Origin of the sequence: Streptomyces sp. NPDC059649, assembly GCF_042734445.1 — a bacterium.
Lineage (GTDB): Bacteria > Actinomycetota > Actinomycetes > Streptomycetales > Streptomycetaceae > Streptomyces.
On record NZ_JBHWDV010000059.1, the window covers coordinates 1 to 22,821 of the forward strand.

General features: G+C 74.1%; 14 protein-coding genes. 7 read left to right on the top strand and 7 right to left on the bottom strand.

What is annotated here, in order from left to right:
• Positions 1-320: 320 nt before the first annotated feature.
• The 4 genes from ACFV1J_RS35055 to ACFV1J_RS35070 all read right to left on the bottom strand — a co-directional run bounded on the left by ACFV1J_RS35055 (position 321) and on the right by ACFV1J_RS35070 (position 3,960).
• Complete coding sequence (locus ACFV1J_RS35055; protein WP_385865109.1) at positions 321-1,133, bottom strand: hypothetical protein; 813 nt, start codon at positions 1,131-1,133, stop codon at positions 321-323.
• A 387-nt stretch (positions 1,134-1,520) separates the two neighbouring features.
• Positions 1,521-2,687: a helix-turn-helix transcriptional regulator gene (locus ACFV1J_RS35060; RefSeq protein ID WP_385865110.1), complete on the bottom strand. Its 1,167-nt coding sequence runs from the start codon at positions 2,685-2,687 to the stop codon at positions 1,521-1,523.
• Between the two features lie 2 nt (positions 2,688-2,689).
• Positions 2,690-3,565: a DUF4097 domain-containing protein gene (locus ACFV1J_RS35065; RefSeq protein ID WP_385865112.1), complete on the bottom strand. Its 876-nt coding sequence runs from the start codon at positions 3,563-3,565 to the stop codon at positions 2,690-2,692.
• A 215-nt stretch (positions 3,566-3,780) separates the two neighbouring features.
• Positions 3,781-3,960: a DUF6104 family protein gene (locus ACFV1J_RS35070; RefSeq protein WP_030415955.1), complete on the bottom strand. Its 180-nt coding sequence runs from the start codon at positions 3,958-3,960 to the stop codon at positions 3,781-3,783.
• 152 nt (positions 3,961-4,112) lie between these two features.
• Here ACFV1J_RS35070 and ACFV1J_RS35075 point away from each other — a divergent pair, with 152 nt between their 5' ends.
• The 7 genes from ACFV1J_RS35075 to fxsT all read left to right on the top strand — a co-directional run bounded on the left by ACFV1J_RS35075 (position 4,113) and on the right by fxsT (position 16,731).
• Complete coding sequence (locus tag ACFV1J_RS35075; RefSeq protein ID WP_385865113.1) at positions 4,113-4,601, top strand: CU044_2847 family protein; 489 nt, start codon at positions 4,113-4,115, stop codon at positions 4,599-4,601.
• Positions 4,601-6,775 carry a trypsin-like peptidase domain-containing protein gene (locus ACFV1J_RS35080; protein ID WP_385865115.1) on the top strand — a complete coding sequence of 725 codons (2,175 nt, stop codon included), beginning with the start codon at positions 4,601-4,603 and terminating at the stop codon, positions 6,773-6,775. Before ACFV1J_RS35075 ends, ACFV1J_RS35080 begins: the two co-directional genes overlap by 1 nt.
• A gap of 324 nt (positions 6,776-7,099) precedes the next feature.
• The gene (locus tag ACFV1J_RS35085; protein ID WP_385865117.1) at positions 7,100-8,158 is read left to right on the top strand and encodes an AAA family ATPase; all 1,059 of its coding nucleotides are present in this window, start codon (positions 7,100-7,102) and stop codon (positions 8,156-8,158) included.
• Between the two features lie 5 nt (positions 8,159-8,163).
• Positions 8,164-11,787 carry an SAV_2336 N-terminal domain-related protein gene (locus ACFV1J_RS35090; protein WP_385865118.1) on the top strand — a complete coding sequence of 1,208 codons (3,624 nt, stop codon included), beginning with the start codon at positions 8,164-8,166 and terminating at the stop codon, positions 11,785-11,787.
• Positions 11,788-11,891: 104 nt separating this feature from the next.
• On the top strand, positions 11,892-12,110 hold the full coding sequence (locus ACFV1J_RS35095; protein WP_385865119.1) for a YxD-tail cyclophane-containing RiPP peptide: 219 nt from the start codon (positions 11,892-11,894) through the stop codon (positions 12,108-12,110).
• A gap of 205 nt (positions 12,111-12,315) precedes the next feature.
• Positions 12,316-13,512, top strand: a complete 1,197-nt coding sequence (locus ACFV1J_RS35100; protein ID WP_385865120.1) for an FxsB family cyclophane-forming radical SAM/SPASM peptide maturase — start codon at positions 12,316-12,318, stop codon at positions 13,510-13,512.
• Positions 13,513-13,644: 132 nt separating this feature from the next.
• On the top strand, positions 13,645-16,731 hold the full coding sequence (gene fxsT, locus ACFV1J_RS35105; RefSeq protein ID WP_385865121.1) for an FxSxx-COOH system tetratricopeptide repeat protein: 3,087 nt from the start codon (positions 13,645-13,647) through the stop codon (positions 16,729-16,731).
• Positions 16,732-16,823: 92 nt separating this feature from the next.
• Here the strand turns inward: fxsT and ACFV1J_RS35110 are convergent, their stop codons facing one another.
• The 3 genes from ACFV1J_RS35110 to ACFV1J_RS35120 all read right to left on the bottom strand — a co-directional run bounded on the left by ACFV1J_RS35110 (position 16,824) and on the right by ACFV1J_RS35120 (position 22,814).
• Entirely contained in the window at positions 16,824-20,666 is a 3,843-nt protein-coding gene (locus ACFV1J_RS35110; protein WP_385865123.1) for a multifunctional oxoglutarate decarboxylase/oxoglutarate dehydrogenase thiamine pyrophosphate-binding subunit/dihydrolipoyllysine-residue succinyltransferase subunit, read from the bottom strand.
• A gap of 250 nt (positions 20,667-20,916) precedes the next feature.
• Complete coding sequence (locus ACFV1J_RS35115; RefSeq protein ID WP_385865126.1) at positions 20,917-22,077, bottom strand: ATP-binding protein; 1,161 nt, start codon at positions 22,075-22,077, stop codon at positions 20,917-20,919.
• On the bottom strand, positions 22,074-22,814 hold the full coding sequence (locus ACFV1J_RS35120; RefSeq protein ID WP_360946756.1) for a response regulator transcription factor: 741 nt from the start codon (positions 22,812-22,814) through the stop codon (positions 22,074-22,076). The genes ACFV1J_RS35115 and ACFV1J_RS35120 overlap by 4 nt, the downstream gene beginning before the upstream one ends.
• Positions 22,815-22,821 lie beyond the last annotated feature (7 nt).

The following is a 22,821-nucleotide window of genomic DNA, read 5'->3' on the forward strand; positions in this document are numbered from 1 at the left end:
TTACCCCCCGAAACACCCCAACCCCGCCCCCGGAGGTCCGTCACCGCACCCGACAACCACCAGCCCGCCGCAGGCGCAACGGCGAGACGCCCCGCGGCGGGGCAGACGGGTACGTGCGGGGCGCCGCAAAGCGCAACGGCGAGAAACCACCGCGGCGCCGCAGACAGGTACGTGGGCGGCGCCGCCGAGCGGGCAACGGCGAGCAACACCCGCGGCGCCGCAGACAGGTACGTGGGCGGCGCCGCAAAGCGCAGCGGAACGGCGAGAAACCACCGCGGCGGGACAGCCAGGTACGTGGGCGGCACCGCAATGCGCAGTGACTACCTACAGGCGAGGTGCCGCAGGAGTTCGGCCAGGCGGGCGGCGCGGGAGTGGCCGAGGGCGCGCCAGGGGCCGGCTGCGAGGCGGTCCGTCAGGCGCTCGATGGCCTGGCGTTCTTCGAGGGCGCGTGCGGTGGCGGTGCCGTCCGGGGCGATCCAGCCGCGCGCGGCGAGGCGATGGCGGGCGTCGCTCCGTTCCTGTGCGCTCCAGCCGTGGCCCGCGAAGCCCGCGTCGGGTGCGGGCCCGATCGCCGCGAAGGACACCAGCGCCTCGCACGGGTCCAGCCCGCAGGTCAGCAGCGCCGCCACCCGGCCGTCGCCGCGGTGTTCCCGGATGACGGTGGCGGCCTGCCAGAGGACCAGGTGGGGGGCCTCCGGCCAGGGCAGGTCGCGGTTGGCGGCGGCCAGCGGTCGGCCGGCCGGGCCGGCGTTCTCGGCGGCCTGGCGCGCGAGCCGGGCCGCCTCGGTGAGCTGGGCGGTGGTCAGCCGGCCGTCGAGGAGGGTGGTCAGCGCGCGGTCCATCGCCAGCAGCCGGGCGTCCAGCACCTTGGCCGGTTCCGCGACCGTCCAGATCTGCGGGACGTACCGGGCGACCAGGCGCGGGCTGAAGGTGTAGTACGTGGCGGCCACCAGCTCGGGCCCGGCAGCGCCGAGGGGGGCCGTGCGCCAGGCGAAGTAGCTGGGCCAGCGGGAGGCGACGTCGTAACCGAGGTCCGCCGCGACCTGACGGGCCTCGGGCGCGAAGTACAGCATGGCGTGCAGTGGCTCCAGCAGATGCCACATCCGGCGGGCGACCGCAAGGTATTCCGACATCGCGTTACCTCATGGGCTACGGGTGCGCGCAGACAGGGAGTTGACCGGGGCTGGTCCCAAGGGGCCGGAGCGCGGCCGTCGGCCGACGGCGTGGGGGAGGGGGTCCGTCGGAACCCCCGTGCCGGACGAAAAGCCGTGCGAAATAGTGACTTCCCCGATTACGGCGCGTGAATCCCACGCGCAGAAGGCAACTCTGTGTAGTTGTCGGTGAGTTGGGTCGCGCTGCGGGCCTGGTGGGCCCGTCGGGTGACGGCGGGGGTGGGGTTCGCTTTCGGCCGTGGGTGGGAAGCGGGGGCGGGAGCGTCTGCGGCGGCGGGCTCCCGGGGCCGGGTGTGCCGGCATACCTGGGGGCGCCGCCGCCGCGGGATGCGGGTGGGTGTCGGCGGGCTAGTGCTCCGGGTCCGTGGTGGGCGGGTGCCGGTCCGGGTGCCGGAGGAGGGCGCCGATGTGGGCGGCGGCGGCCGACAGGCGGCGGCGCGATTCGCTGAACTGCTCGGGCGTGACGCCGTGGTCGCGGGCCGCGTCCCGGAGGTCGTCGCGGAAGCGGTCCAGCAGCCGGTCGAAGTCGCGGGCCGGGTCGCCGCTGACGGGCTCCTTCGCCCACTCGGGGGCGGGGGGCGCCGCGGACGCGGTGGGCGCGGTGGGCTCCTGGGCGGGTTCGGTGTCCTCCTTGGTGAGGTCGATGCGTTCGACCGTCACCTGGGGGCCGTTGTCGGATGAGGGCCTCCCGTCGGGGCGGTCCTCCGCGGGGCGTTCGCCGGTGAACCGGCCCACCTCCCGGGACACTTCGGACAGCGCCTCCCGTACCACGCCCGACCAGTCGCCGGACCGCACCGCCCCCTGGGCCTGCTCCTGGACGCGCTTGATGACCCGCTGGATCTCCTCGCGCGCGAAGACCTGTGCCTCCCGGGCCTGCTTACGGGCGCGCTGGGCGTCCTGCCGGGCCCGCTTGCTCTCCTCCTTGGCCCGCCGGGCCTGTTCCTTCCACTCCTCCTTGGCGCGCCGGAACTCCTCCTTCGCCTGCCGCCAGGCCTCCTTGTCACCGAACGCGGCGTCGAAGTAGTCCGCGGCCTCCGGGAACGGCCGTCCGGAGCCGCCGCGTCCGGTGTCCCCCGTGGCGCCGTTCTTCGCGCCGCCGCCGCGTCCGCCCCCCGCGGACGCGCCCGCACGGGCCTGCTGGGCGGCCTCGCGCATCTCGCGGCGCAGATCGCGCGCCGAGCCGTTCACGTCCTGGCGGATGTCGGAGGCCAGCGCGGCGACCGACTCCCTTATCTCCAGTTCCAGATCGGCCAGTTCGCCGCCGCGGTCGGCGAGCTCGGCCCGTCCGGCGTCGGTGATCGAATAGACCTTGCGGCCGCCCTCGGTCGTGTGCGTCACCAGGCCCTCGGTCTCCAGCTTGGCCAGCCGTGGGTAGACCGTGCCGGCGGAGGGGGCGTACAGGCCCTGGAAGCGCTCCTCCAGGAGGCGGATGATCTCGTAGCCGTGCCGCGGGGCCTCGTCCAGCAGCTTGAGGAGATACAGGCGCAGGCGGCCATGGGCGAAGACGGGGGGCATGCTCAGAGCACCTTCTTCTCTGCGGGCGGGTCGGCGGGGGAGTCCTCGTAGGCGGGGCGGCGCAGCAGGGCCAGTGCGCCGGAGATCGTGGTGACTCTGAGGCGGCCGGTGCCCGCGCCCAGCGAGCCGGTGATCTTCTTGGCGCCCCACTGGCCGCTGACCCGGAGGTCGTCGAAGGCGTTGGAGACCGTGCCGGTCGTGGTGTTGGCCTCGACCCTGGCGTCGGCCGGGTCGGGCAGCCGGATGGCGACCTCGCCGGAGACCGTGGTGAGGGTGATGTCGGCGCCCTTGCCGGGGTCGAGGTCCAGGACCATGTCACCGCTGATGGAGTCCGCGCGCACCGCGCCGCCCGCGCCGTCGATCACCGTCAGATCGCCCGAGACGGAGTTGAACCGCAGGTCCCCCTGGAGCGACTGCGCCTCGACGTCGCCGGAGACCGTGTCGGCCCGGACCCCGCCGGTCAGGCCGACCAGCGTGATGCCGCCGGAGATGCCGCGGACGTCCGTACGCCCCGAGATGCCGGAGACCACCGCGCTGGCGCCGATCACACCGACCTCGACCCGGGTGTCGGCCGGCACCGCCACCGAGACCACCGCGCTGCGCTGCCACCCCTTGCGGTCGAGGAACTTCATGAACCCCTTCCAGGGCAGGTCCTCGTACCCGATCGACAGGGTGCCGTCCTCGAAGGAGACGGTCAGGGGCGGGCCGTGCAGCTCGCTGATCTCCAGGCGCGGGGGGCTGCCGTCGGTGGTGCCGACGACGTTGACCGTGCCGCCCACCAGGCGGACGTTGAGCCCGCGGACGGAGTCCGGGATCTCCAGCGTGCGTGGTTCGGTCACCTCGATCGGATTCTGCGACCACGCGGTCCGGGCTGACATTCCTGGCCTCCCCTGGATAGCCGTGCAACGCAACATATCGCGTCCTCAACAGACACGATATATCGCGGCTTCCGGAAGTCAAGCGGCCCCGACCCTGACCCGTCCCCTATGCGCCCCCTACGTCATCCCTGGTCCTCGCCCCTACGGGTTCCGCGCGCCGTACGGTGATGCCGTGCCGTACGGCGCCCTCGTCCCGCTCCTCGTGTGCTCGTCCGCTACTCGTCGTCCTCGTCGTCCAGCCGCGCCAGCCAGGTGGCCAGCCGCTCCACCGGAACCTCGAAGTCCGGGTTCAGGTCCACGAACGTGCGCAGCTGATCGGCCACCCACGCGAGGGTGACCTCCTCCTCGCCGCGCCGGTTCTCCAGCTCCTCGATGCCACGGTCAGTGAAATACACGCGCTCTCCACCAGGGGTCATGGGTCATTCCCGGCCAGGATAGGCAGGCCCACGGACCTCTCGCGCCCCAGCCGCCCGGGGGCTAGCCTGATCACCTGTCAGCGGTCCTGCGGCAATCGGGGAATTGCCGTCCAGGGGGAGCGGAGGCCGTGATGCAAGATCGCGCACAGCGCATCGAACTGCCCGACGGGACGGAGGTCTGGGCCCGGGTCTCCCGGCTGGACGCCCCCGGACTCGACGGGACCGACCCCCCGCAGGGGGACGAGGACGGGGACTTCGAGGACGTCGGCGCCTGGGACGCGCTGGGCGCCCGGGTGGAGGGGCTCCGCGAGGTGATCGACGGGGTCGCCGCCAGCGTCCGCCAGGCCACCGCACGGGTCGCGCCGCACGAGACCAGCGTGACCTTCGGCGTGGAGCTCTCCGCGAAACCGGGCAAGGCGATCGCCCTGCTCGCCGACGGTGAGGCCAAGACCAACCTCTCCATCACCCTCACCTGGCGGCAGGACCGGCAGGACCGGCAGGACGGTCAGGACCGCCAGGACGGCGGGGCCCGGCAGGACCACCGCGGGGAGGCGTCGGCCGCCGCACCCCAGGGGGACCCGCCGGCCGGTCCCCCGGAGCCGGATGACGCGGGCCGCTGATGGCGACCGCCGAGGGGCGTACCGGTGACCGCGGCGACCGCGCCCGGTACGCCCAGCTCCTGGAGCACGCCGGCCGCACCACCGTCGCCCTGCGCGCGGCCCCGGGCGCAGCCGATCCCCGGCTGTGGGGCAGCGGGGTGCTGATCGCCCCGGGATGGGTGCTGACCTGCGCACACGTCCTCGCGGCGAGCGACGGGCGGCGCCGCGACACCGGTCCCGACGGGGTCTTCGGGGTGGCGTTCGGCGGCCGGGTGGAGCCCGCGCGGCTGGTGTACGACCTGAGCCGGCCCGCCCCGGAGGCGGGCCCCGGCGCGGCCCGTGCCGATCTCGCCCTGGTGCGGCTGCTCGCCCCGGAGGCCGACCATCCGTGCGCCTGGCTGAGCGATCAGCCGGCGACGCTCCTGGAGGACGCCTACATCTTCCGCGGGCACGACCGGTCGGGCGGGCCGGACCCGTCGGCGGCGGCCGGTCCCGGGCCCGGCAGCTGTGCCGTCGGGGAACGCGTAGTACGCGAGTCGGCGGTGCGCGGGCCGGCCGGGGTGCCGGCCCCGTCCGCCGCCGTGGATCCCTTCATCGCCGTCCGGTTCGGCGCCCGGGACGCCCGGGGGCTCCAGTTCGGCAGCGATGTCCGGGTCAGCCCCGGGGCGTCCGGCGGGCCGCTGATCGACTGTGACCGCGGCGAGGTCGTCGGCATCGTCAAGGGCCGCCATCAGCAGGACCACGTAGGCCTCGCGGTGCCGGTCACCGCGCTGCGCGGGCTGGGCCCGGAGCATCTGGTGCCCGGCGCCGAAGGGCTCGGACCCGAGCCGTACCACGCGCTGATGGGGCTGCACGACCGCTGGCACTGGGCCGGACAGGACCTCGCCCGGGCCGGCGGACCCACCTGGTTCGACGCCCAGCACGCCATCATGGCGGGCCGCGGCCGCCTCTGGGGCGTCCAGGAGCGGCTGCAGGCCCTGGACCTGCTCGCCCGGCTGCCCGCACCGCGCGACCCGCTGCTCGTCGAGGCGGCGGTCGACGAGGCACTGGAGCGCGGCGCACGGCCCGGTGCCTGGTCGCTGCGCACCTGGCGGGACGGCCACGGCGCGCTCTACCAGGGCAGCGACCCGTACACCGAACTCCGCGCCTTCGTGCACTACCTGCGGATCGTGGCCCAGCGGACCGCCGACGAGGTGCGGGACGTACCGGGCGAGGAGGCCGCCGCGGTCCGTGAAGGCACGGCCAGGCTCGCGGAGTTCGTCCAGGCCAGGGCGGTCGTGCTGCAGCCGCAGGACCGCCGCCGGATCGGTCCGCTGCGCCGCCGCCCGCGCTCCGTCCTCGTCGAGTTCGAGCCGCTCTTCTACGACGAGAACGGCCATGAGCTCTACAACTGGTCGGTCAGCGAGGGCTACGGGCGGGGGCAGTGGCTGCGGGTGGACGTCCAGGAGTCGGCCGGCGGGGTGCCGTTCGAGGAGGCCCGCGAGCAGGTGCTGCGACGGCTCGGCGGGCGGCTGCTGCGGGCCGACGGGGACGCCGGGACCGGCACCCGGGTGCGCCTGGAGGTCGCCGTCCCCGAAGGGCGCTGGCACACCGCCGCCGGCCGGTGGGAGGTCGCCGCGTCGACCCGGCGCACCGCCCGGCGGCGGCCGGTGGGACCCGGCCGTGCGGTGGTCCTGCGCGACCAGGGCCGGCGTGAGGAGGTCGATCCGGCCTGGCTGCGCCGCTGGCAGGGCATGACCGCGGCCCCCGCGCTGACCGCGCTGCGCATCCCGCCGACGGGCGCCGGCGTGCGCCCCGGTGGCTCAGCCGAATCGATCTGGCGGCTGCTGGAGACGGCGGAGGACGGCGCGCTGCCCGCGCTGTGCCGGACGGTCGCCGACGGGTTCGGCCGGGACGCGGTCGGGGTGGCCCTGGACACCGGCTTCCCGGCCGGGCTGTGGCCGGCCCGCGGCCACGGCGAGGAGCGGGACTGCGACGCCTCCTGCGAGGAATTCCACCGCGGCGTACGGGAGTTGCTGCAGGGCTCGGGCGGCCTGGTACGGCTCCCCGAACTCGTCCGGCAGCTGCGCGCCAAGGCCGCCGAGGCGGCGGAGGAGGGCAGCCACTGGGCCCGGGACCTGATCCTCCTCTACGACGATCCGGAGGATCCGCTGCCGCCGCTCTTCCCGGACCGGCCACAGGTGTCCCCCGGGTGAGCGGCGGAGCGCGCGACGGCGTGCGCCGGGTGGCCGATGCCGTGCCCCGGTTCCGTGCCCCCGCCCGGCGCGCGGCGCCCCGCCTGCGACCCGCGAGACCGGAAACCGCCCCGTGCGCTTCCGAAGGGATGGGTACTGTCATAGCTTCGTGGAAGACTTGTTCGTGGACGATGTGGCGCAACGACGCGACGGCGGACGGCAGTTCGGTGTGGCCGGGGTGCGTGCGCGTGACGAAGTGAGCGGGACGACATGAGGGCGCGCCGCGCGGTGGCGCGATGACGTGACCGAAGATATCGACCCGGGCCGGCGACGAGGAGTTCCGACGTGAGCGACTGGCTCATCTACCGTGGCGCGGGGGCACCGCACGACGGAATTGAGCACCTTCCGCCGCCACCCCCTTGGCGTGATTTCGACGGCGGCCCCCTCGTGGCGCCGCCGGCCGCGCTCGACCCGGCCTCCGAGCGCAGGCTCGGCGTGCAGTACCGCGAGGCCAGCCACCACCGCCCCGGCGAGACCGAGCGCGAGCTGGTCAACGCCGCGCTCTACCTGCGCCGGCCGCTGCTGGTGACCGGCGCCCCGGGCAGCGGCAAGAGCACCCTCGCGCATTCGGTCGCGTACGAACTCGGCCTCGGTCGGGTGCTCAGCTGGCCGGTCGTCAGCCGCAGCACGCTCCGCGACGGCCTGTACGACTACGACGCCATCGGCCGGCTCCAGGACCTCCAGATCGCCCGCGCCGCCCCGTCGCCCGCGGACGGCGTCGCCGGCGGCGGGACCGAGGACGGGACCGGCGAACCGGGCGGCGGGATCGGCCGCTACATCCGCCTCGGCCCGCTGGGCACGGCCCTGTTGCCGGCCGCCCGGCCCCGGGTGCTGCTCGTCGACGAGCTCGACAAGAGCGATATCGATCTGCCCAACGACCTCCTCAACGTCCTGGAGGAAGGGGAGTTCAGGATTCCGGAGCTGGAGCGGCTGGCCGGATCCGCGCCCGAGGTGGAGGTGCTCACCGACGACGGCACGCGGGTGACGGTCCGCGGCGGCCGGGTGCGCTGCCACGCCTTCCCCTTCATCGTCCTCACCAGCAACGGCGAGCGCGACTTCCCGGCACCGCTGCTGCGCCGCTGCATCCACCTCCACATACCGGCGCCCGACAAGGAGCGGCTGGCCGCCATGGTGCGGGCCCACTTCGGCGAGGGCGCGGCCGAGCGCTACGCCTCCGTGATCGACCGGTTCCTGGACCGCGAGCCCGGTGACGTGCGCGCCGTCGACCAGCTCTTCAACGCCATCCACCTCACCCAGAAGGCCGGCTGGACGGACCAGGACGAGGAGGAGACCCGGCGGCGACTGACGGCGGAGCTGATGCGGCCTCTCGATCGGACGAGGTGAGTGCGGTGCCCCTCGGGGAGCCCGGTCCAGGTCCCCTCGACGAGCTCGTCGCCCGGCTGACCGCGGCGGGGCTGCCGCCCGATGCCCGCGGGATGGCCGACGCCCTCTGGCTCGCCCAGTGGATCACACCGGATCCGTCGCCGGCCCAGGGGACGGAAGAGCACGGCGGGACGGTCGGGACCGACGGTGCTGACGGGGCCGGAGCTGCCGGTACCCACCGCCGCCCCGACCGCGCGGATCCGGCCACATTCCGGGTGGGGCCTCCCGTATTACCCGGCCTGACGGGCGGGCCGGGAGCGTCCTTCGACGGCAACTCCCCGGACCCGGACGCCGACGAGACCGCGGCCGCCGCCGCGCGCCGGGAGGCCGCCCGGCGCCGCGTCGCGGAGCTGCTGCCCGCGCGGCACGAGCGGAGCACCGACCCGGACCGGGACCGCCTCGGCGAGATCGCGGTCCCGATCGCCTCCGCGTTCCCCGGACTTCTGCCGCTGCAGCGCGCCCTGCGGCCGGTCCAGCGCTACCGCCCGCCGGCCGCCCCGGTCCGCCACAAGCTGGACGAGCGGGCCACCGCCGAACTGTCCGCGCACGCCGAAATGGTCATCCCGGTGCTGCGCGGGGTGCACCGCCGCACGGCCGCGCTCCGGCTGCTGATGGACGGCTCGTCCTCGATGGCCGTATGGGAGCAGATGCTGCACGACCTGCGCCAGGTCTGCGAGCGGGTGGGCGCCTTCCGGGACGTCACGGTCCACTACCTCCATCCGCACGGCGCGGACGTCGGCGTCGCCGCGGCCCCCGGCCCCGGCGGCCCGCTGCGCCCCGCCGACCAGCTGCACGACCCGACGGGCCACCACCTCACCCTCGTCGTCAGCGACTGCGCCGGCCCCCTCTGGCGCGACGGCCGGATGCAGCGGCTGCTCTACCGCTGGGCGGCTGACGCCCCGCTCGCCGTCGTCCAGCCGCTGCCGCAGCGGATGTGGGGGCGGACGCTGCTGCCCGCCGTCGCCGGCACCCTGGTCCGGCGCCAAGGTCCGTACCAGCCCCTCGACTTCCGGCCCGCCCGGCGCCGTCGCCGGCCCGTCCGACCCCCGGGCAGCGGGGCCGAGCCGCCGCGCGAGCGCGCCGTCCCGGTCCTCGCGGCCACCCCGTCCGCGCTCGGTTCCTGGGCCCGGCTGGCCGCCGCCGGCGCCGGTCTGTCGCTGCGCGGCGCCGCCTCCGTCGTCCGGGCCGACCACGGCGCCGAGCCGCGCACCGGCCCGCCGCCCGGCTCCGGGAGCGGCGATGCGTCCCGGATGGTCAGGGAGTTCGACCAGCAGGCGTCGCCGGCCGCCCGGCTGCTCGCGGTGCACCTCTCGGCCGTGCCGCTCGCGCTGCCCGTCATCCAGCTCGTCCAGCGCGCGATGCTGCCGCAGACCGGGCCGGCCGAGCTGGCCGAGGTGCTGCTGAGCGGCCTGGTCGTGCAGATCCCGCCGGAGGAGGTGCCCCCGGGGGAGCGCACCCCGGGCGCCGGCCCGCCGGAGGAACAGCCCGCCGCGACCGGTCCCTGGTACGACTTCGTGCCCGGCGTACGGGACGAACTTCTCGCCCGGCTGAGCGCGGGCGAGGCCGCGCTGGTGCTCAAGCACTGCTCCCTCTACATCGAGCGCACCTTCGGCCGCAGCGCCCGCAACTTTCCCGCGGTCGCGGTGGCCATGCTCTCCGGCAGCGGCCGGGAGCCGGAGACCGGCCGGCGGGCGGTCCCCGAACCCTTCGCCCGGGTCTCCGAACGCGTACTGCGCCGCTTCGAGCCGGCGCTGCGCCCGCCCGACCGGCGGCCGTACGCCTCCGACGGCCCGGCGGCGGAGGGTGCCGCCCTGCTGGAGCGCTATGAACAGGACCGCGCCGTCCGTGATCTGATCGCGGCGGTCCGGTTGCTGCGGGCCGCCGCGGAACGCCTGCCACCGGCCGGCACGGACCTCGCCCGGGCGCTGCTGCACGCCTGGGCGGAATGGCGTCAGCCGGACGCCCTGGAGGAGGCCGAACGCGCGGTGCGCGCGGCGGAACGGGCCCTCGGCGCGGCGTCCCCCGCGGACGCCGCGGACGGCGACGACCCCGGGGACGGCTCCGCGGACGACGACGCCGCTGCGGCCGAGCGGACCCGGGTGCTGATCGTGCTCGGCCGGGTCGCCGACGCCCGCGCCCGGGAGCGCCGCGCCGCCGGTGACCCGGCCGGGGAACGCACCGCGCTCGCCGAGTCCGCCCGCCAACTGGACGCCGCCTGCGGGCTGATGAGCCTGCTCGACCCCCGGGTCCTGGAGAGCATGGTGCTGCGCACCGAGGTCCTGCGCCGCCTGGCCGCGTTGCCGGGGCCGGCCGCGGCGGCAGGTACGGCAGCCGCCCCCGGAACGCCCGCCGTCGCGGAGCCCGGCGCGCCCCCGTCCCCGCCGGAAGCGGGCGCCGTGCCCGTAGCGGCCGCCGCGGCCGACACCCTCGCCGCTCCGGACGGGCCCCCGGGACAGCCGCTCGGGCATCTGCTCCCTCCGGACCCGCTCGACGAGGCGGAGCGTGCGCTCACCACCCTCCTCGACCGCTGGCCCAGCGGGGAGCAGGTCCCCGGTGAGGTCTACGCCGCCCGGGGCGGGGTGCTGCTCGACCAGGCCCGCCGGGCCGCCGCCCGCCGGCCCGAGGAGCCCGGCGCGGCCCGGCCCGCCGAGGCGCTCGCGGTGCGCGCCGCCGACGACCTCGACACCGCCACCGTCCTGCTGCGCCGCCGCGGCGGCGACGCCGACCGCCTGGTGTGCGAGACGCTGCTCGACCTCGCGGCGGCCCGCCGGCTGGGCGGCGGTGCGGGGCTGCCGTCCGTGCTCCCCACCCTGGAGCGGGCCCGGGCGATCGCGCAGGCCCTCGGCGACCCGGCGCTGGAGGCCGACAGCCTGCGCCGGATCGCCGCCGCGCAGCGCGCCGTCCACACCCGTACCGGTGCTCTCGCGGCCCTGGACGCGGCGATCGACGCGCTGGCCGCCGCGCTCCGGCTGACCGCCCCGGACACCCCCGAGCACAGTTCGCTGCTCGCCGAACGCGGTGCCGCGCTGCTGCTGCGGGCCCGCCAGGAGCCGGCCGAGGAGCCCGGCCTGCGGCTGGCCGACGAGGCGGTCCACGTACTGCGCGAGGCGCTGGCCAGGGTCGCGCCGCAGGACCCGGACCTCGGCAGTCACCGGCTGCTGTTCGGCCGGGCGCTGCGGCTGCGGCACGAGCGCCGGCCCTCGGTCGCCGATCTGCACGAGGCGGACTGGGTCCTGGAGCTGGCCGCCCGGGGCGCCGGGGTGCCGGACGTGGTGGTGGCCGAGGCGTGGATCGAGGTCGGGGACGTGCAAGTGCTGCTGGACCGCCGGTTCGGCTCCCGTGAGCGCCATGACCGCGCCGCCGCCTGCTACCGCCGCGCCGCCGCGGCCGCCGGCCGGGCCGGCAGCCCCCTGCTCGCCGCCCGCGCCCACCACCGCCGGGGCGAGGTCCTCGAAGTCACCGCCGGCCCCCGCTCCGCGCTCCACGCCTACCGCGAGAGCTGGGAACACTGGCAGCGCACCGCCGCCGACCCCGGCCCCGAGGCGCAGCGCACCCGCGCCCGTATGCGCGCCCTGGAATCCCCGGCCTGAGCCCCGGCATCCCCCGGCCGGCCGCCCGGCCGCCGCCGCCCGAACGTGTTTCCGTGGACAGGAGTCCGGGAACACCCCCGTCCAGCCGGCCAGAGGAGAGCAGCGTGCCGAACACCCCCCGCACCGAACCGGCCGCGGCCGCCCCGTCCGGGCCGTCGGCCGAGCCGCTGCCGGATTTCGCGGCGGTCGATGTGGGTGCCCTGGCGACGCGCACGGACCACGCGGTGCTCGGCGAGGTCGCGGCCCTGCTGCTGCGCAACTGGCCCACGGGGGACGAGGCCGTGGCGTACTACGAGGACGGCCCCGGCAACTGGCTGCGCTGAACGGCCGGACGGACATCCTCCGCGTCATCCGGGGCGCGGACGCCGATTTTTGGGCAAACGCGCACGGAAACCGGCCAGTTGTCCGGAGGATTCGATTCTTCGCTCGGGGGCCGAGTCATGTAGCAGGAAGTGGACGGGAACCGACGGCCAGGTGGCGCCGGTCCCGTACCTCGGCGCAGGCATACGGGGCAGGGGGGGCGACGCCGTGGCGGGGGAGACGACCGGCCGGACCACCACCGTCGTGCCCTTCCGGCAGTTCGTCCTGAAGGTCCACAGCCGCTGCAACCTCGCCTGCACCTACTGCTACATCTACGCCGGCCCCGACCGGAGCTGGCGCGAGCGCCCGCGGACCGTCCCCGCCGCCACCGTCCGGCAGACCGCCCTGCGCATCGCCGAACACGCCCGCACCCACCGGCTCCGCGAGATCCGCGTCGATCTGCACGGCGGGGAGCCGCTGCTCACCGGCCCCGGCCCGCTCCTCGACCAGGCCGCCGCCATCCGCGCCGCGCTGCCCGCCGGCTGCACCGCCCACTTCGGCGTCCAGACCAACGGGACGCGGCTCACCCCGGACACCGTCGACGCCCTCGCCGGCGCGGGCTTCCGGATCGGCCTCAGCCTCGACGGCGGCACCCCCGCCCTCAACCACCGCCGCCTCGACCACGCCGGACGGCCCTCCTGGCCCGCGGTCTCCCGCGCCGTGGAGCTGCTCCGCGCCCGCCCCGACGCGTTCGCCGGGATCCTGTGCACCCTCGACGTCAGCGCCGACCCCGCCGAGGTCTACGGCTCGCTGCGCGCACTGGACGCGCCGATGCTGGACTTCCTGCTGCCGCACGCCAACTGGTCCAGCCCGCCCCCGGCCGCTCTCCCCGGGCACGGCCCCCGGCCCGCCCCGCCCGGACCGGCCGGACCGGCCGGCCGCACCCCGTACGGCGACTGGCTGTGCACCGTCTTCGACCTGTGGTGGAACGGCGGCCCCGGGCCCCGGGTGCGGGTCTTCACCGAGATCCTCGGCCTCCTGCTGGGGCGCCCCAGCACCAGCGAGGCGGTCGGCCTCTCCCCGGTCGTCGCCCTGGTCGTCGACACCGACGGCGCCATCGAACAGGTCGACTCGCTCAAATCCGCCTACGAGGGCGCCGCCGCCACCGGCCTGGACGTCTTCCGCCACAGCTTCGACCAGGCGCTGGCACACCCCGGCATGGCCGCCCGGCGGAGCGGCCGGGACGGGCTCGCCGCCCAGTGCCGGAGCTGCGCGCTGGTCGAGGTGTGCGGCGGCGGCAACTACGCCCACCGCTACCGCGCCGACACCGGCGGCTTCACCAATCCGTCCGTGTACTGCGCCGACCTGGAACGCCTGATCCGGCACATCGCCGCCCGCCTCGACGCCACCGTTTCCCTCAACTGACCTGCGGCCAACATGACCTGACGCACTGTCGTCATCCGGAGCGCCACTTCGGCTATCGTGCGAAAGAGCCAGGGCGTGCCGATGCACCACCCCCCGCACGCGCGCACCATCGCATCTCAGGGAGACGGTCGCATGGTCGATCAGTCCATTTCCGCTGGTTCTGCTGGCTCCGCCGGTTCTGCCGGTGCTGCCGGTTCTTCTGGTGCTGCCGTTTCCCCCGGCCCGTCCGGCCCGGTCGGCTCCGCCGAGCACATCACCATCAGCTACGCGGGCTTCGCCCGGCCCTGGGCCGCGTGGATCTCCCACCAGCTGGAGCAGCAGGGCCACGGCACGACGCTGCTCCGCTGGGACCCGCACGTCGACACCGCCCTGGTCGAGGAGCTGTCCGGCCTGCTGGAGGCCGAGGGCCGGCTGCTGATGGTGCTGGACGACTGGTACTTCCGGCTCGGCCCCAAGACCCAGGACGAATGGACCGCCGCACTGCGCGAGGTGGTGCCGCCGCACGCCGACCGGTTCGCCGCGGTGAGCGTGGCCACCCAGAGCCTGCCGGCCACCGCGTCGCTGCTGCGCCCCGCCGATCTGCGCGACCTGGACGCCCAGGAGGCCCACCGCCGGGTCGTCGCCCGGCTCGGCATCGCCGCCCCGCCGCGGACCGTCGACGAGAGCGCCCCCGGCGAACCGCGCTTCCCGAACAACCCGCCCGAGGTGTGGAACATCCCGCGCCGCAACAACCGCTTCACCGGCCGCGACCACGTCCTGGAAGAGCTGTACGGGAAGCTGGCCGGCACCGGGCCGGCCGCGGCGCCGCCGCTGGAGACCCGGCTCGCGCTCTACGGCACCTCCGGCGTCGGCAAGAGCCAGATCGCCGCCGAATACGCCCACCGCTTCGGCAACGACTACGACGTCGTGTGGTGGATCAGCGCCACCAACCGCGGCGCCGCCCGCGAACAGCTCGCCGAACTCGCCACCCGCCTCGGCCTGCCCGTGGGCCGCGAGCTGGGCGACCGGATCCGCGCCGTCCACGAAGCCCTGCGCATCGGCCGCCCGTACCGCCGCTGGCTGCTGATCTTCGACAGCGCCGACGACATGGAGCAGATCGAGGACCTGATCCCGGACGGCCGGGGCCATGTCCTGATCACCACGCTCACCCGCGACTGGTCCGGCTCCGGCAGCGCCCAGGAGATCGAGGTGCTGCCGTTCAGCCGGGTCGAGTCCGTGGCCTACGCCCGCCGGCGCGCACCGCGGCTCACACCGGTCGAGGCCGACATGCTCTCCGACGCCGTCCAGGACCTGCCGCTGCTGCTCGCCCAGACGGCCGCCTGGCTCGACGCCAACCCGATGTCCCCCAAGGAGTACATCGAGCTGATCCGGCGCGGCGAGCCCAGCCTCGTCGGCATCCGGATCTCCTCCGACTACCCGATGGCCTTCCAGACCAGCTGGGCCATAACTCTCAACACCCTGCGCGAGCGCAGCCCCGCGGCCGTCGAACTCCTCAAACTGTTCGCCTTCTTCGCCCCCGACGCCATCCCCGTCCCGATGCTCGCCAAGGCCCGCCGCGGCGACCTGCCCGAGCACCTGGCCGACCTGGCCGCCGAGCCGATCAGCTGGAACACCGCGCTGCGCCGGCTGACCGAGTCCACCGCCGTACGCCTCGACTACCAGGTCTCCCAGGACTCCGACCCGGCCGTGGAGACCGCGCTGATGCACCGGCTCTACCACCGGTTCCTGCGCAGCGACATGACCGAGGACGAGCGCGACCTGATGTCCGCGACCGCCTGCCGGGTGCTGGTCACCGCCGACCCGCAGAACCCCGCCGACACCCGCTACTGGGAGCGCTACGCCGAACTCATCCCGCACCTGGAGCCCGCCGGGGTCCTCGACAGCGCCGACCCGGCCGTCCAGCAACTGCTGCTCAACTGCGTCGAATACCTCCGGGTCCGCGGTGAGAACCGGATCGGGCTGCGGCTGTGCGAACAGTTCATGTCCCGCTGGCGGACCCGCCTGGAACCCACCCAGCGCACCATGCTCGTGCTCACCCACCAGCACGCCAACATGCTCCGCAGGCTCGGCCGCTACCGCGAGGCCGAGGCGGTCGGCAGCGCCGTCGTCGACCAGCTCACCGCCGAGCGCGACCCCTCCGACGCCGACCTGCTGCGCGCCCAGGACGGCCTCGCCGGCACCCTGATCGCCCTCGGCTCCTACCAGCAGGCGTACGAACTCTTCGACGCCGTCTGGCGGGCCTACACCGCCCTGCTCGGCCCCGAGGCGCCGCGCACCCTCTCCTCCCGGCACAACCTCGGCAACGTCCTCGCGCTGCTCGGCCGCTACGAGGAGGCCCTGGTCACCCACCGCGAGGTGCTGGCCTTCCGGGAGCGCGAGCTGCGCGCCCGGCACCACCTCACGCTCAACGCGGGCACCGCCTACGCCCGGATGCTGCGCCTGCTGGGCCGCTACCGCGACGCCACCTCCAGCCAGGAGCTCAACGCCCGGCTGCACCAGACGGTGATGGGCGCGCACACGCCCCAGACGCTGCGCGCCGAACACAACCTCGCGCTGTGCTGGCGCCGCTCCGGCGAAGTGGGCAAGGCCGCCGCCCTGATGGCCGACCTCGTCGAGCGCTCCCGCCGGGTGCAGGGCCCCCGCCACCCGGAGACCCTGATGGTCCGCGCCGACCACGCCACGTTCCTGCGGGAGCACGGCGACCTCGGCCAGGCCCGTGACCTCGCGGAGGAGGTCGCCGAGCGCTACGAGGCGCTGGCCGGCGAACGGCACCCGTACACCGTCGGCACCCTGGGGAACGTCGCACTGGTCCGGGCGGAATTCGGGGAGGTGGCGGAGGCGCTGGACCTCGCCGAGCGGGCCCTCGCCGGGATGACCGCGGCCATGGGCCCGGACCACCCGTGGGCGCTGGGCTGTGCGCTGAACGCCGCGGCCGCCCGCAGCCGGGCCGACGACGAGGACGGCGCGGTGGACCTGGGCCGCGACATCCTGGAGCGGGCCAAGGCGACGCTGGGCGACCTCCACCCGCTGACGCTCTCCGCGAAGACGGCGCTGGCCGAGGACCTGCGCGCACGGCACCGCCGCGGCCAGGAGGCGGCGAAGCTGGAGCAGGAGGCGATCCAGCAGCTCTCCGAGACGCTGGGCGCCGAGCACCCGCACACCCTCTCCGCCCGCCGCCGGCGGCGCCCCTACTGGGACTTCGAACCGCAGCCCGTCTGAAGGACTCTCCCGGTACGGCGCCGGTACGGCGAAGGGCCCGCCCCCCGAGGGGGACGGGCCCTTCGCACTGTGCCCTGTCGGTGGCCCGACGCCTACGCGTCGAAGACCTCCGCGACCAGCTGTGCCTGCTCGGCCTGGTGGCGCTTGGCGGAGCCGACGGCCGGGGACGAGGAGTGCGGGCGCGAGATGCGCCGCAGCCGCTCGCCGTGCGGGACGTCGGCGCCGACCGCCAGGTCGAGGTGGTCGATCAGGTTGAGGCCGAGGAACGGCCAGGCACCCTGGTTCGCCGGCTCTTCCTGGGCCCACAGGTACTTCTCGGCGTTCGGGAACTTGGCGATCTCCGCCTGGAGTTCCTTGCCGGGCAGCGGGTAGAGCCGCTCGATGCGGACGATCGCGGTGTCGTTCGCGCCCCGCTTCTGCCGCTCGGCGTCCAGGTCGTAGTAGACCTTGCCGGAGCAGAAGACGACCTTGCGGACGTCCTCGGGCTTGACCGTGGAGTCGCTGATCACCGGGCGGAAGCCGCCCGAGGTGAACTCCTCCGTCTTCGACGCCGCGGCCTTCAGACGCAGCATCGACTTCGGGGTGAAGACGATGAGCGGCTTGTGGTGCGGGTTGTGCACCTGCCAGCGCAGCAGGTGGAAGTAGTTGGAGGGCAGCGTCGGCGCCGCCACGGTCATGTTGTTCTGCGCGCAGAGCTGCAGGAACCGCTCGATACGGGCCGAGGAGTGGTCCGGGCCCTGGCCCTCGTAGCCGTGCGGCAGGAGGAGGGTGACGCCGGAGGTCTGGCCCCACTTCTGCTCGGCCGAGGAGATGAACTCGTCGACGACGGTCTGCGCGCCGTTGACGAAGTCACCGAACTGGGCCTCCCACATGACCAGCGCCTCGGGGCGGGCCAGCGAGTAGCCGTACTCGAAGCCCATCGCCGCGTACTCGCTCAGCAGCGAGTCGTAGACGTTGAAGCGGGCCTGGTCCTCGGAGAGGTAGAGCAGCGGGGTGTAGTCCTCGCCGGTCTCGCGGTCGATGAGGACCGCGTGCCGCTGGCCGAACGTGCCGCGGCGGGAGTCCTGGCCGGCGAGCCGGACCGGGGTGCCCTCCATCAGCAGCGAACCGATGGCGAGGGTCTCGCCCATGCCCCAGTCGACGGCGTCGTCCTCGATCTGGGCCGCGCGGCGCTGCAGCTGGGGCAGCAGGCGCGGGTGCACGGTGATGTGCTCGGGGATGTTGACCTGCGACTCGGCGATCCGCTTGACGACCTCCTGGGAGATCGCGGTGTCGACGAAGACCGGGAACTCCGCCTTGGGCTGCGGCACCTCGGGGGCGGCCGGAGCCGTCGTGGCGTCGCGGACCTCGGTGAAGACCTTCTCCAGCTGGCCCTGGAAGTCCTGGAGCGCCTGCTCCGCCTCTTCGAGGGTGATGTCACCACGGCCGATCAGCGACTCGGTGTAGAGCTTGCGCACCGAGCGCTTCTTGTCGATCAGGTCGTACATCAGCGGCTGGGTGAAGGCCGGGTTGTCCGACTCGTTGTGACCGCGGCGGCGGTAGCAGATCAGGTCGATGACCACGTCCTTGTTGAACGCCTGGCGGAACTCGAAGGCCAGCCGGGCGACGCGGACGACGGCCTCGGGGTCGTCACCGTTCACGTGGAAGATCGGCGCCTCGATCATGCGCGCCACGTCGGTGGCGTACATGGAGGAGCGCGACGACTCCGGGGCGGCGGTGAAGCCGACCTGGTTGTTGATGACGACGTGCACCGTGCCGCCGGTGCGGTAGCCGCGCAGCTGCGACATGTTCAGCGTCTCGGCGACCACGCCCTGGCCGGCGAACGCGGCGTCGCCGTGCAGCTGGATCGGCAGGACGGTGAAGTCCGTGCCGCCCTTGTTGATGATGTCCTGCTTGGCGCGCGCGACACCCTCGACGACCGGGTCCACGGCCTCCAGGTGGGAGGGGTTGGCGGTCAGCGAGACCTTGATCTGCTCGCCGTCCAGGCCGGTGAAGGTGCCCTCGGCGCCCAGGTGGTACTTCACGTCGCCGGAGCCGTGCATCGACTTCGGGTCGAGGTTGCCCTCGAACTCGCGGAAGATCTGCGCGTAGGACTTGCCGACGATGTTGGCGAGGACGTTGAGGCGGCCGCGGTGGGCCATGCCGATGACGACCTCGTCCAGCCGCGACTCGGCCGCGGAGTCGATGACCGCGTCCAGCAGCGGGATGACGGACTCGCCGCCCTCCAGCGAGAAGCGCTTCTGGCCGACGTACTTGGTCTGCAGGAACGTCTCGAACGCCTCGGCGGAGTTCAGCCGGCGCAGGATGCGCAGCTGCTCCTCGCGCTCGGGCGACTTGTGCTGACGCTCGACCCGGTCCTGGATCCACTTGCGCTGCTTGGGGTCCTGGATGTGCATGAACTCGATGCCGGTGGTGCGGCAGTACGAGTCGCGCAGCACGCCCAGGATGTCGCGCAGCTTCATCATGGACTTGCCGGCGAAGCCGCCGACCGCGAACTCGCGCTCCAGGTCCCACAGGGTGAGGCCGTGCTCGGTGATGTCGAGGTCGGGGTGCTTGCGCTGGTGGTACTCCAGCGGGTCGGTGTCGGCCATGACGTGGCCGCGGACCCGGTAGGAGTGGATCAGCTCGAAGACCCGGGCGGCCTTGGTGACGTCGTCGTCGTGCGACGCGTCGATGTCGCGCATCCAGCGGATCGGCTCGTAGGGGATCCGCAGCGACTTGAAGATCTCGTCGTAGAAGTCGTTCTCGCCGAGCAGCAGCTGGCTCATGATGCGCAGGAACTCGCCGGAGGCGGCGCCCTGGATCACGCGGTGGTCGTACGTGCTGGTCAGCGTCATGACCTTGGAGACGCCCATCTTGTTCAGGGCGTCCTGCGAGGTGCCCTGGAACTCGGCGGGGTAGTCCATCGCGCCGACGCCCATGATCATGGACTGGCCGGGCATCAGGCGCGGCACGGAGTGGACCGTGCCGATGCCGCCGGGGTTGGTCAGCGACGCGGTGACCCCGGTGAAGTCGTCCATCGTCAGCTTGTTGTCCCGGGCCCGGCGGACGATGTCCTCGTAGGCCTGCCAGAACTCGAAGAACGAGAGCGTCTCGGCCTTCTTGATGGCGGCGACGACCAGCTGGCGCTCGCCGTTCGGCTTCACCAGGTCGATGGCCAGGCCGAGGTTGACGTGCTCCGGCTTGACCAGGGTCGGCTTGCCGTCCTTCACCGCGAACGAGTGGTTCATCGACGGCATGGCCTTGAGGGCCTGCACCATCGCGTACCCGATGAGGTGGGTGAAGGAGACCTTCCCGCCCCGGGCGCGCTTGAGGTGGTTGTTGATGACGATGCGGTTGTCGAAGAGCAGCTTCACCGGGACCGCACGGACGGACGTGGCCGTCGGCAGCTCCAGGGAGGCGTTCATGTTCTTCGCGACGGCGGCCGACGGGCCGCGCAGGGTGACGAACTCGGGACCGGCGGCCGGGGCCTCGCCGTCGGCCGCCACAGTGCGCGCGGCGCCAGCCGCTCCAGTGGAGCCGGTGCTTGCACCGGACGGCTTCGGCGCGGGCTTCGCGGCGGCCTTGGCCGGCGCGGGCTTGGCGGGGGCCGGGGCGCTCGCGGCCGGGGTGGCCGGCGCGACGGCGGGCTTCGGCCCGTCCGCGGCGGGGGCCGCAGGAGCGGCCGGCGCAGCGGGGGACGACTGGGCCGGGGCGGCCCCGGCGGGGGCGGTGGCCTCCGCCGGCGTGCTCGGCGCGGTGGCGCCGCCCGGCTTGTAGTCGGCGAAGAAGTCCCACCAGGCTCGGTCTACCGAGTTCGGGTCCTGGAGGTACTGCTGGTAGATCTCGTCGACGAGCCACTCGTTCGGGCCGAAGGCGGCAGCAGGGTTCTTGCCCTGCCCCTCTTGATCGGCCTCGTTCGAGATGCTCGAAGTGTTGGGGGACTGTAGCGACACGGCGGCAACCGCCCTCTTCCGCTTCCTAAGGTGGTGGACAGCGGGAATAAAGGCTACGCCTCTTGTGACCTTTGGTGCAGTCCGGGAGGGCCACTCGTCGCGCACGTCACATTCACCGAAGGGTTTCACGGCATGACTTGGCGGGAAACACACGAAGTTTGCCCGTGTGCGGGTAGCACTCACCGACGTCGCACCCACGGGGTGAGTGCTCCTACCACCGACCCTACGCCAGCGACCGTCCGTACGGTCGTCAGCTCCGTGATGACTCCAGCCCCGGAAGAGTGACCCGAATCCGGCAACCCCGCGCGGATTCGGCCACGCCGATCCGGCCGCCGTGCAGATCCACCGCCCAGCGGGCGATCGCCAGGCCGAGGCCGGTACCGCCGTCCGTCCCCGGACCCGAGGGGCCCGGGCCGCCGCGGTTGAAGCGCTCGAAGACCCGGTAGCGCTCCGACTCCGGGATGCCCGGGCCCTCGTCCTGCACCTCCAGCTCCAGGCTCTCCGGACCGTCGCCGCGCCGGGCACGCACGGTGACCCGGCCGTGCCGGGGGCTGTGCTTGATCGCGTTGTCGATGAGATTCGCCACGACCTGGTGCAGCCGCTCGGCGTCCGCGTACGCGGTCAGCTCCGGCGGCGAGACGTCGAGGTGCAGATGGACGTCCGTACGGGTGTGGGTGCCGGAACCGGTCAGTCCGGAGAGGGTCGAGGCGCCGCGGCTCATGTTGGCCTCCTTGAGCACCCCGGACAGATACGGCCAGACCTCGAAGCGCCGGGTGTGCAGCGGCACCACGCCGTTGTCCAGCCGCGACAGGTCGAGGAGGTGCTCGACCAGGCGGCCCAGCCGCTCGGTCTGCTTCAGGGCGGTCCGCATCGTCTCGGGATCGGGCTCGCTGACGCCGTCGACGACGTTCTCCAATACGGCGCGCAGCGCCGCGATCGGCGTGCGCAGCTCGTGCGAGACGTTGGCGACCAGCTCCTTGCGGTGGGTGTCCACCGCCTCCAGGTCGGCCGCCATCCGGTTGAAGGCGTCGGCCAGGTCGCCGAACTCGTCGCGGCGGGCCGAGCGCACCCGGCGGGTGTAGTCGCCGTGCGCCATCGCGCGGGTGACGTCCGTCATCTCGCCGAGCGGGGCGGTCAGGCTGTTCGCCACGAACTGGGTGATCAGCAGCGAGGCGATGATCGAGAAGATCGTGATCACCCGCAGCTCGGTCGCCGAGTGCATGGCGACGAACACCAGCAGTGTGGTGATGATCACCGAGACGCTGACCAGCGCGCCGAGCGCGGCCTTGACCGAGCGGTACGGGTCCAGCGGGCGCAGCGCCTCCCAGACCCGCTTTCCCAGCTCACGGACGGGCGTCTGCCACCACCGGCGTCGCGGCAGCGGCCAGGACCGCAGGCGCCAGGGGCTCATGCCGGCGGGGTCTCCAGGGCGTAGCCGACGCCGTGGACCGTACGGATCCGCTCGGCGCCGATCTTGCGGCGGAGCGCCTTGATGTGGCTGTCGACCGTACGGGTCCCGGAGGCGTCCGCCCAGTCCCACACCTCGGCCAGCAGCTGCTCGCGGGAGAGCACCGCGCGCGGGGTGTTCGCCAGGCAGACCAGCAGGTCGAACTCGGTCGGCGTCAGATGGACGTCGGCCCCGCGGACCCGGACCCGGCGCTGGGCGTGGTCGATCTCCAGCTCACCCAGCCGGAGGATGCCGCTGCGCGGGGTGTGCGCGGCCAGCGCGGCCCGCTCGACCCGGCGGAGCAGTACGTGCACCCGGGCGGCCAGCTCGCGCATGGAGAACGGCTTGGTCATGTAGTCGTCGGCGCCGACGCCGAGGCCGACCAGCATGTCCGTCTCGTCGTCCCGGGCGGTGAGCATCATCACCGGAACGGGGCGCTGCGCCTGGACCCGGCGGCAGACCTCCAGGCCGTCGAAGCCCGGCAGCATCACGTCCAGGACCAGCAGGTCGGGCTGCCAGGCCTCGGCGGTGTCCACCGCGGCCGGGCCGTCGGTGGCCGTCTGCACCTGGAAGCCCTCGGCGCGCAGCCGGGCCGCGATGGCGTCGACGATCGTGGGGTCGTCCTCCACCACCAGCACCCGGCGCTGGGCGCCCGGGGTGGCAGCGGCGGCGCCGCCCTGCGTTGTCTGAGTCTGGTCCATCGCCCGC

What these genes read in the sequence shown, in the direction of transcription:
- ACFV1J_RS35055 (WP_385865109.1), bottom strand. Translation starts at nt 1,133, where the DNA reads ATGTCGGAATACCTTGCGGTCGCCCGCCGGATGTGGCATCTGCTGGAG.
- ACFV1J_RS35060 (WP_385865110.1), bottom strand. Translation starts at nt 2,687, where the DNA reads ATGCCCCCCGTCTTCGCCCATGGCCGCCTGCGCCTGTATCTCCTCAAG.
- ACFV1J_RS35065 (WP_385865112.1), bottom strand. Translation starts at nt 3,565, where the DNA reads ATGTCAGCCCGGACCGCGTGGTCGCAGAATCCGATCGAGGTGACCGAA.
- ACFV1J_RS35075 (WP_385865113.1), top strand. Translation starts at nt 4,113, where the DNA reads ATGCAAGATCGCGCACAGCGCATCGAACTGCCCGACGGGACGGAGGTC.
- ACFV1J_RS35080 (WP_385865115.1), top strand. Translation starts at nt 4,601, where the DNA reads ATGGCGACCGCCGAGGGGCGTACCGGTGACCGCGGCGACCGCGCCCGG.
- fxsT (WP_385865121.1), top strand. Translation starts at nt 13,645, where the DNA reads ATGGTCGATCAGTCCATTTCCGCTGGTTCTGCTGGCTCCGCCGGTTCT.
- ACFV1J_RS35115 (WP_385865126.1), bottom strand. Translation starts at nt 22,077, where the DNA reads ATGAGCCCCTGGCGCCTGCGGTCCTGGCCGCTGCCGCGACGCCGGTGG.
- ACFV1J_RS35120 (WP_360946756.1), bottom strand. Translation starts at nt 22,814, where the DNA reads ATGGACCAGACTCAGACAACGCAGGGCGGCGCCGCCGCTGCCACCCCG.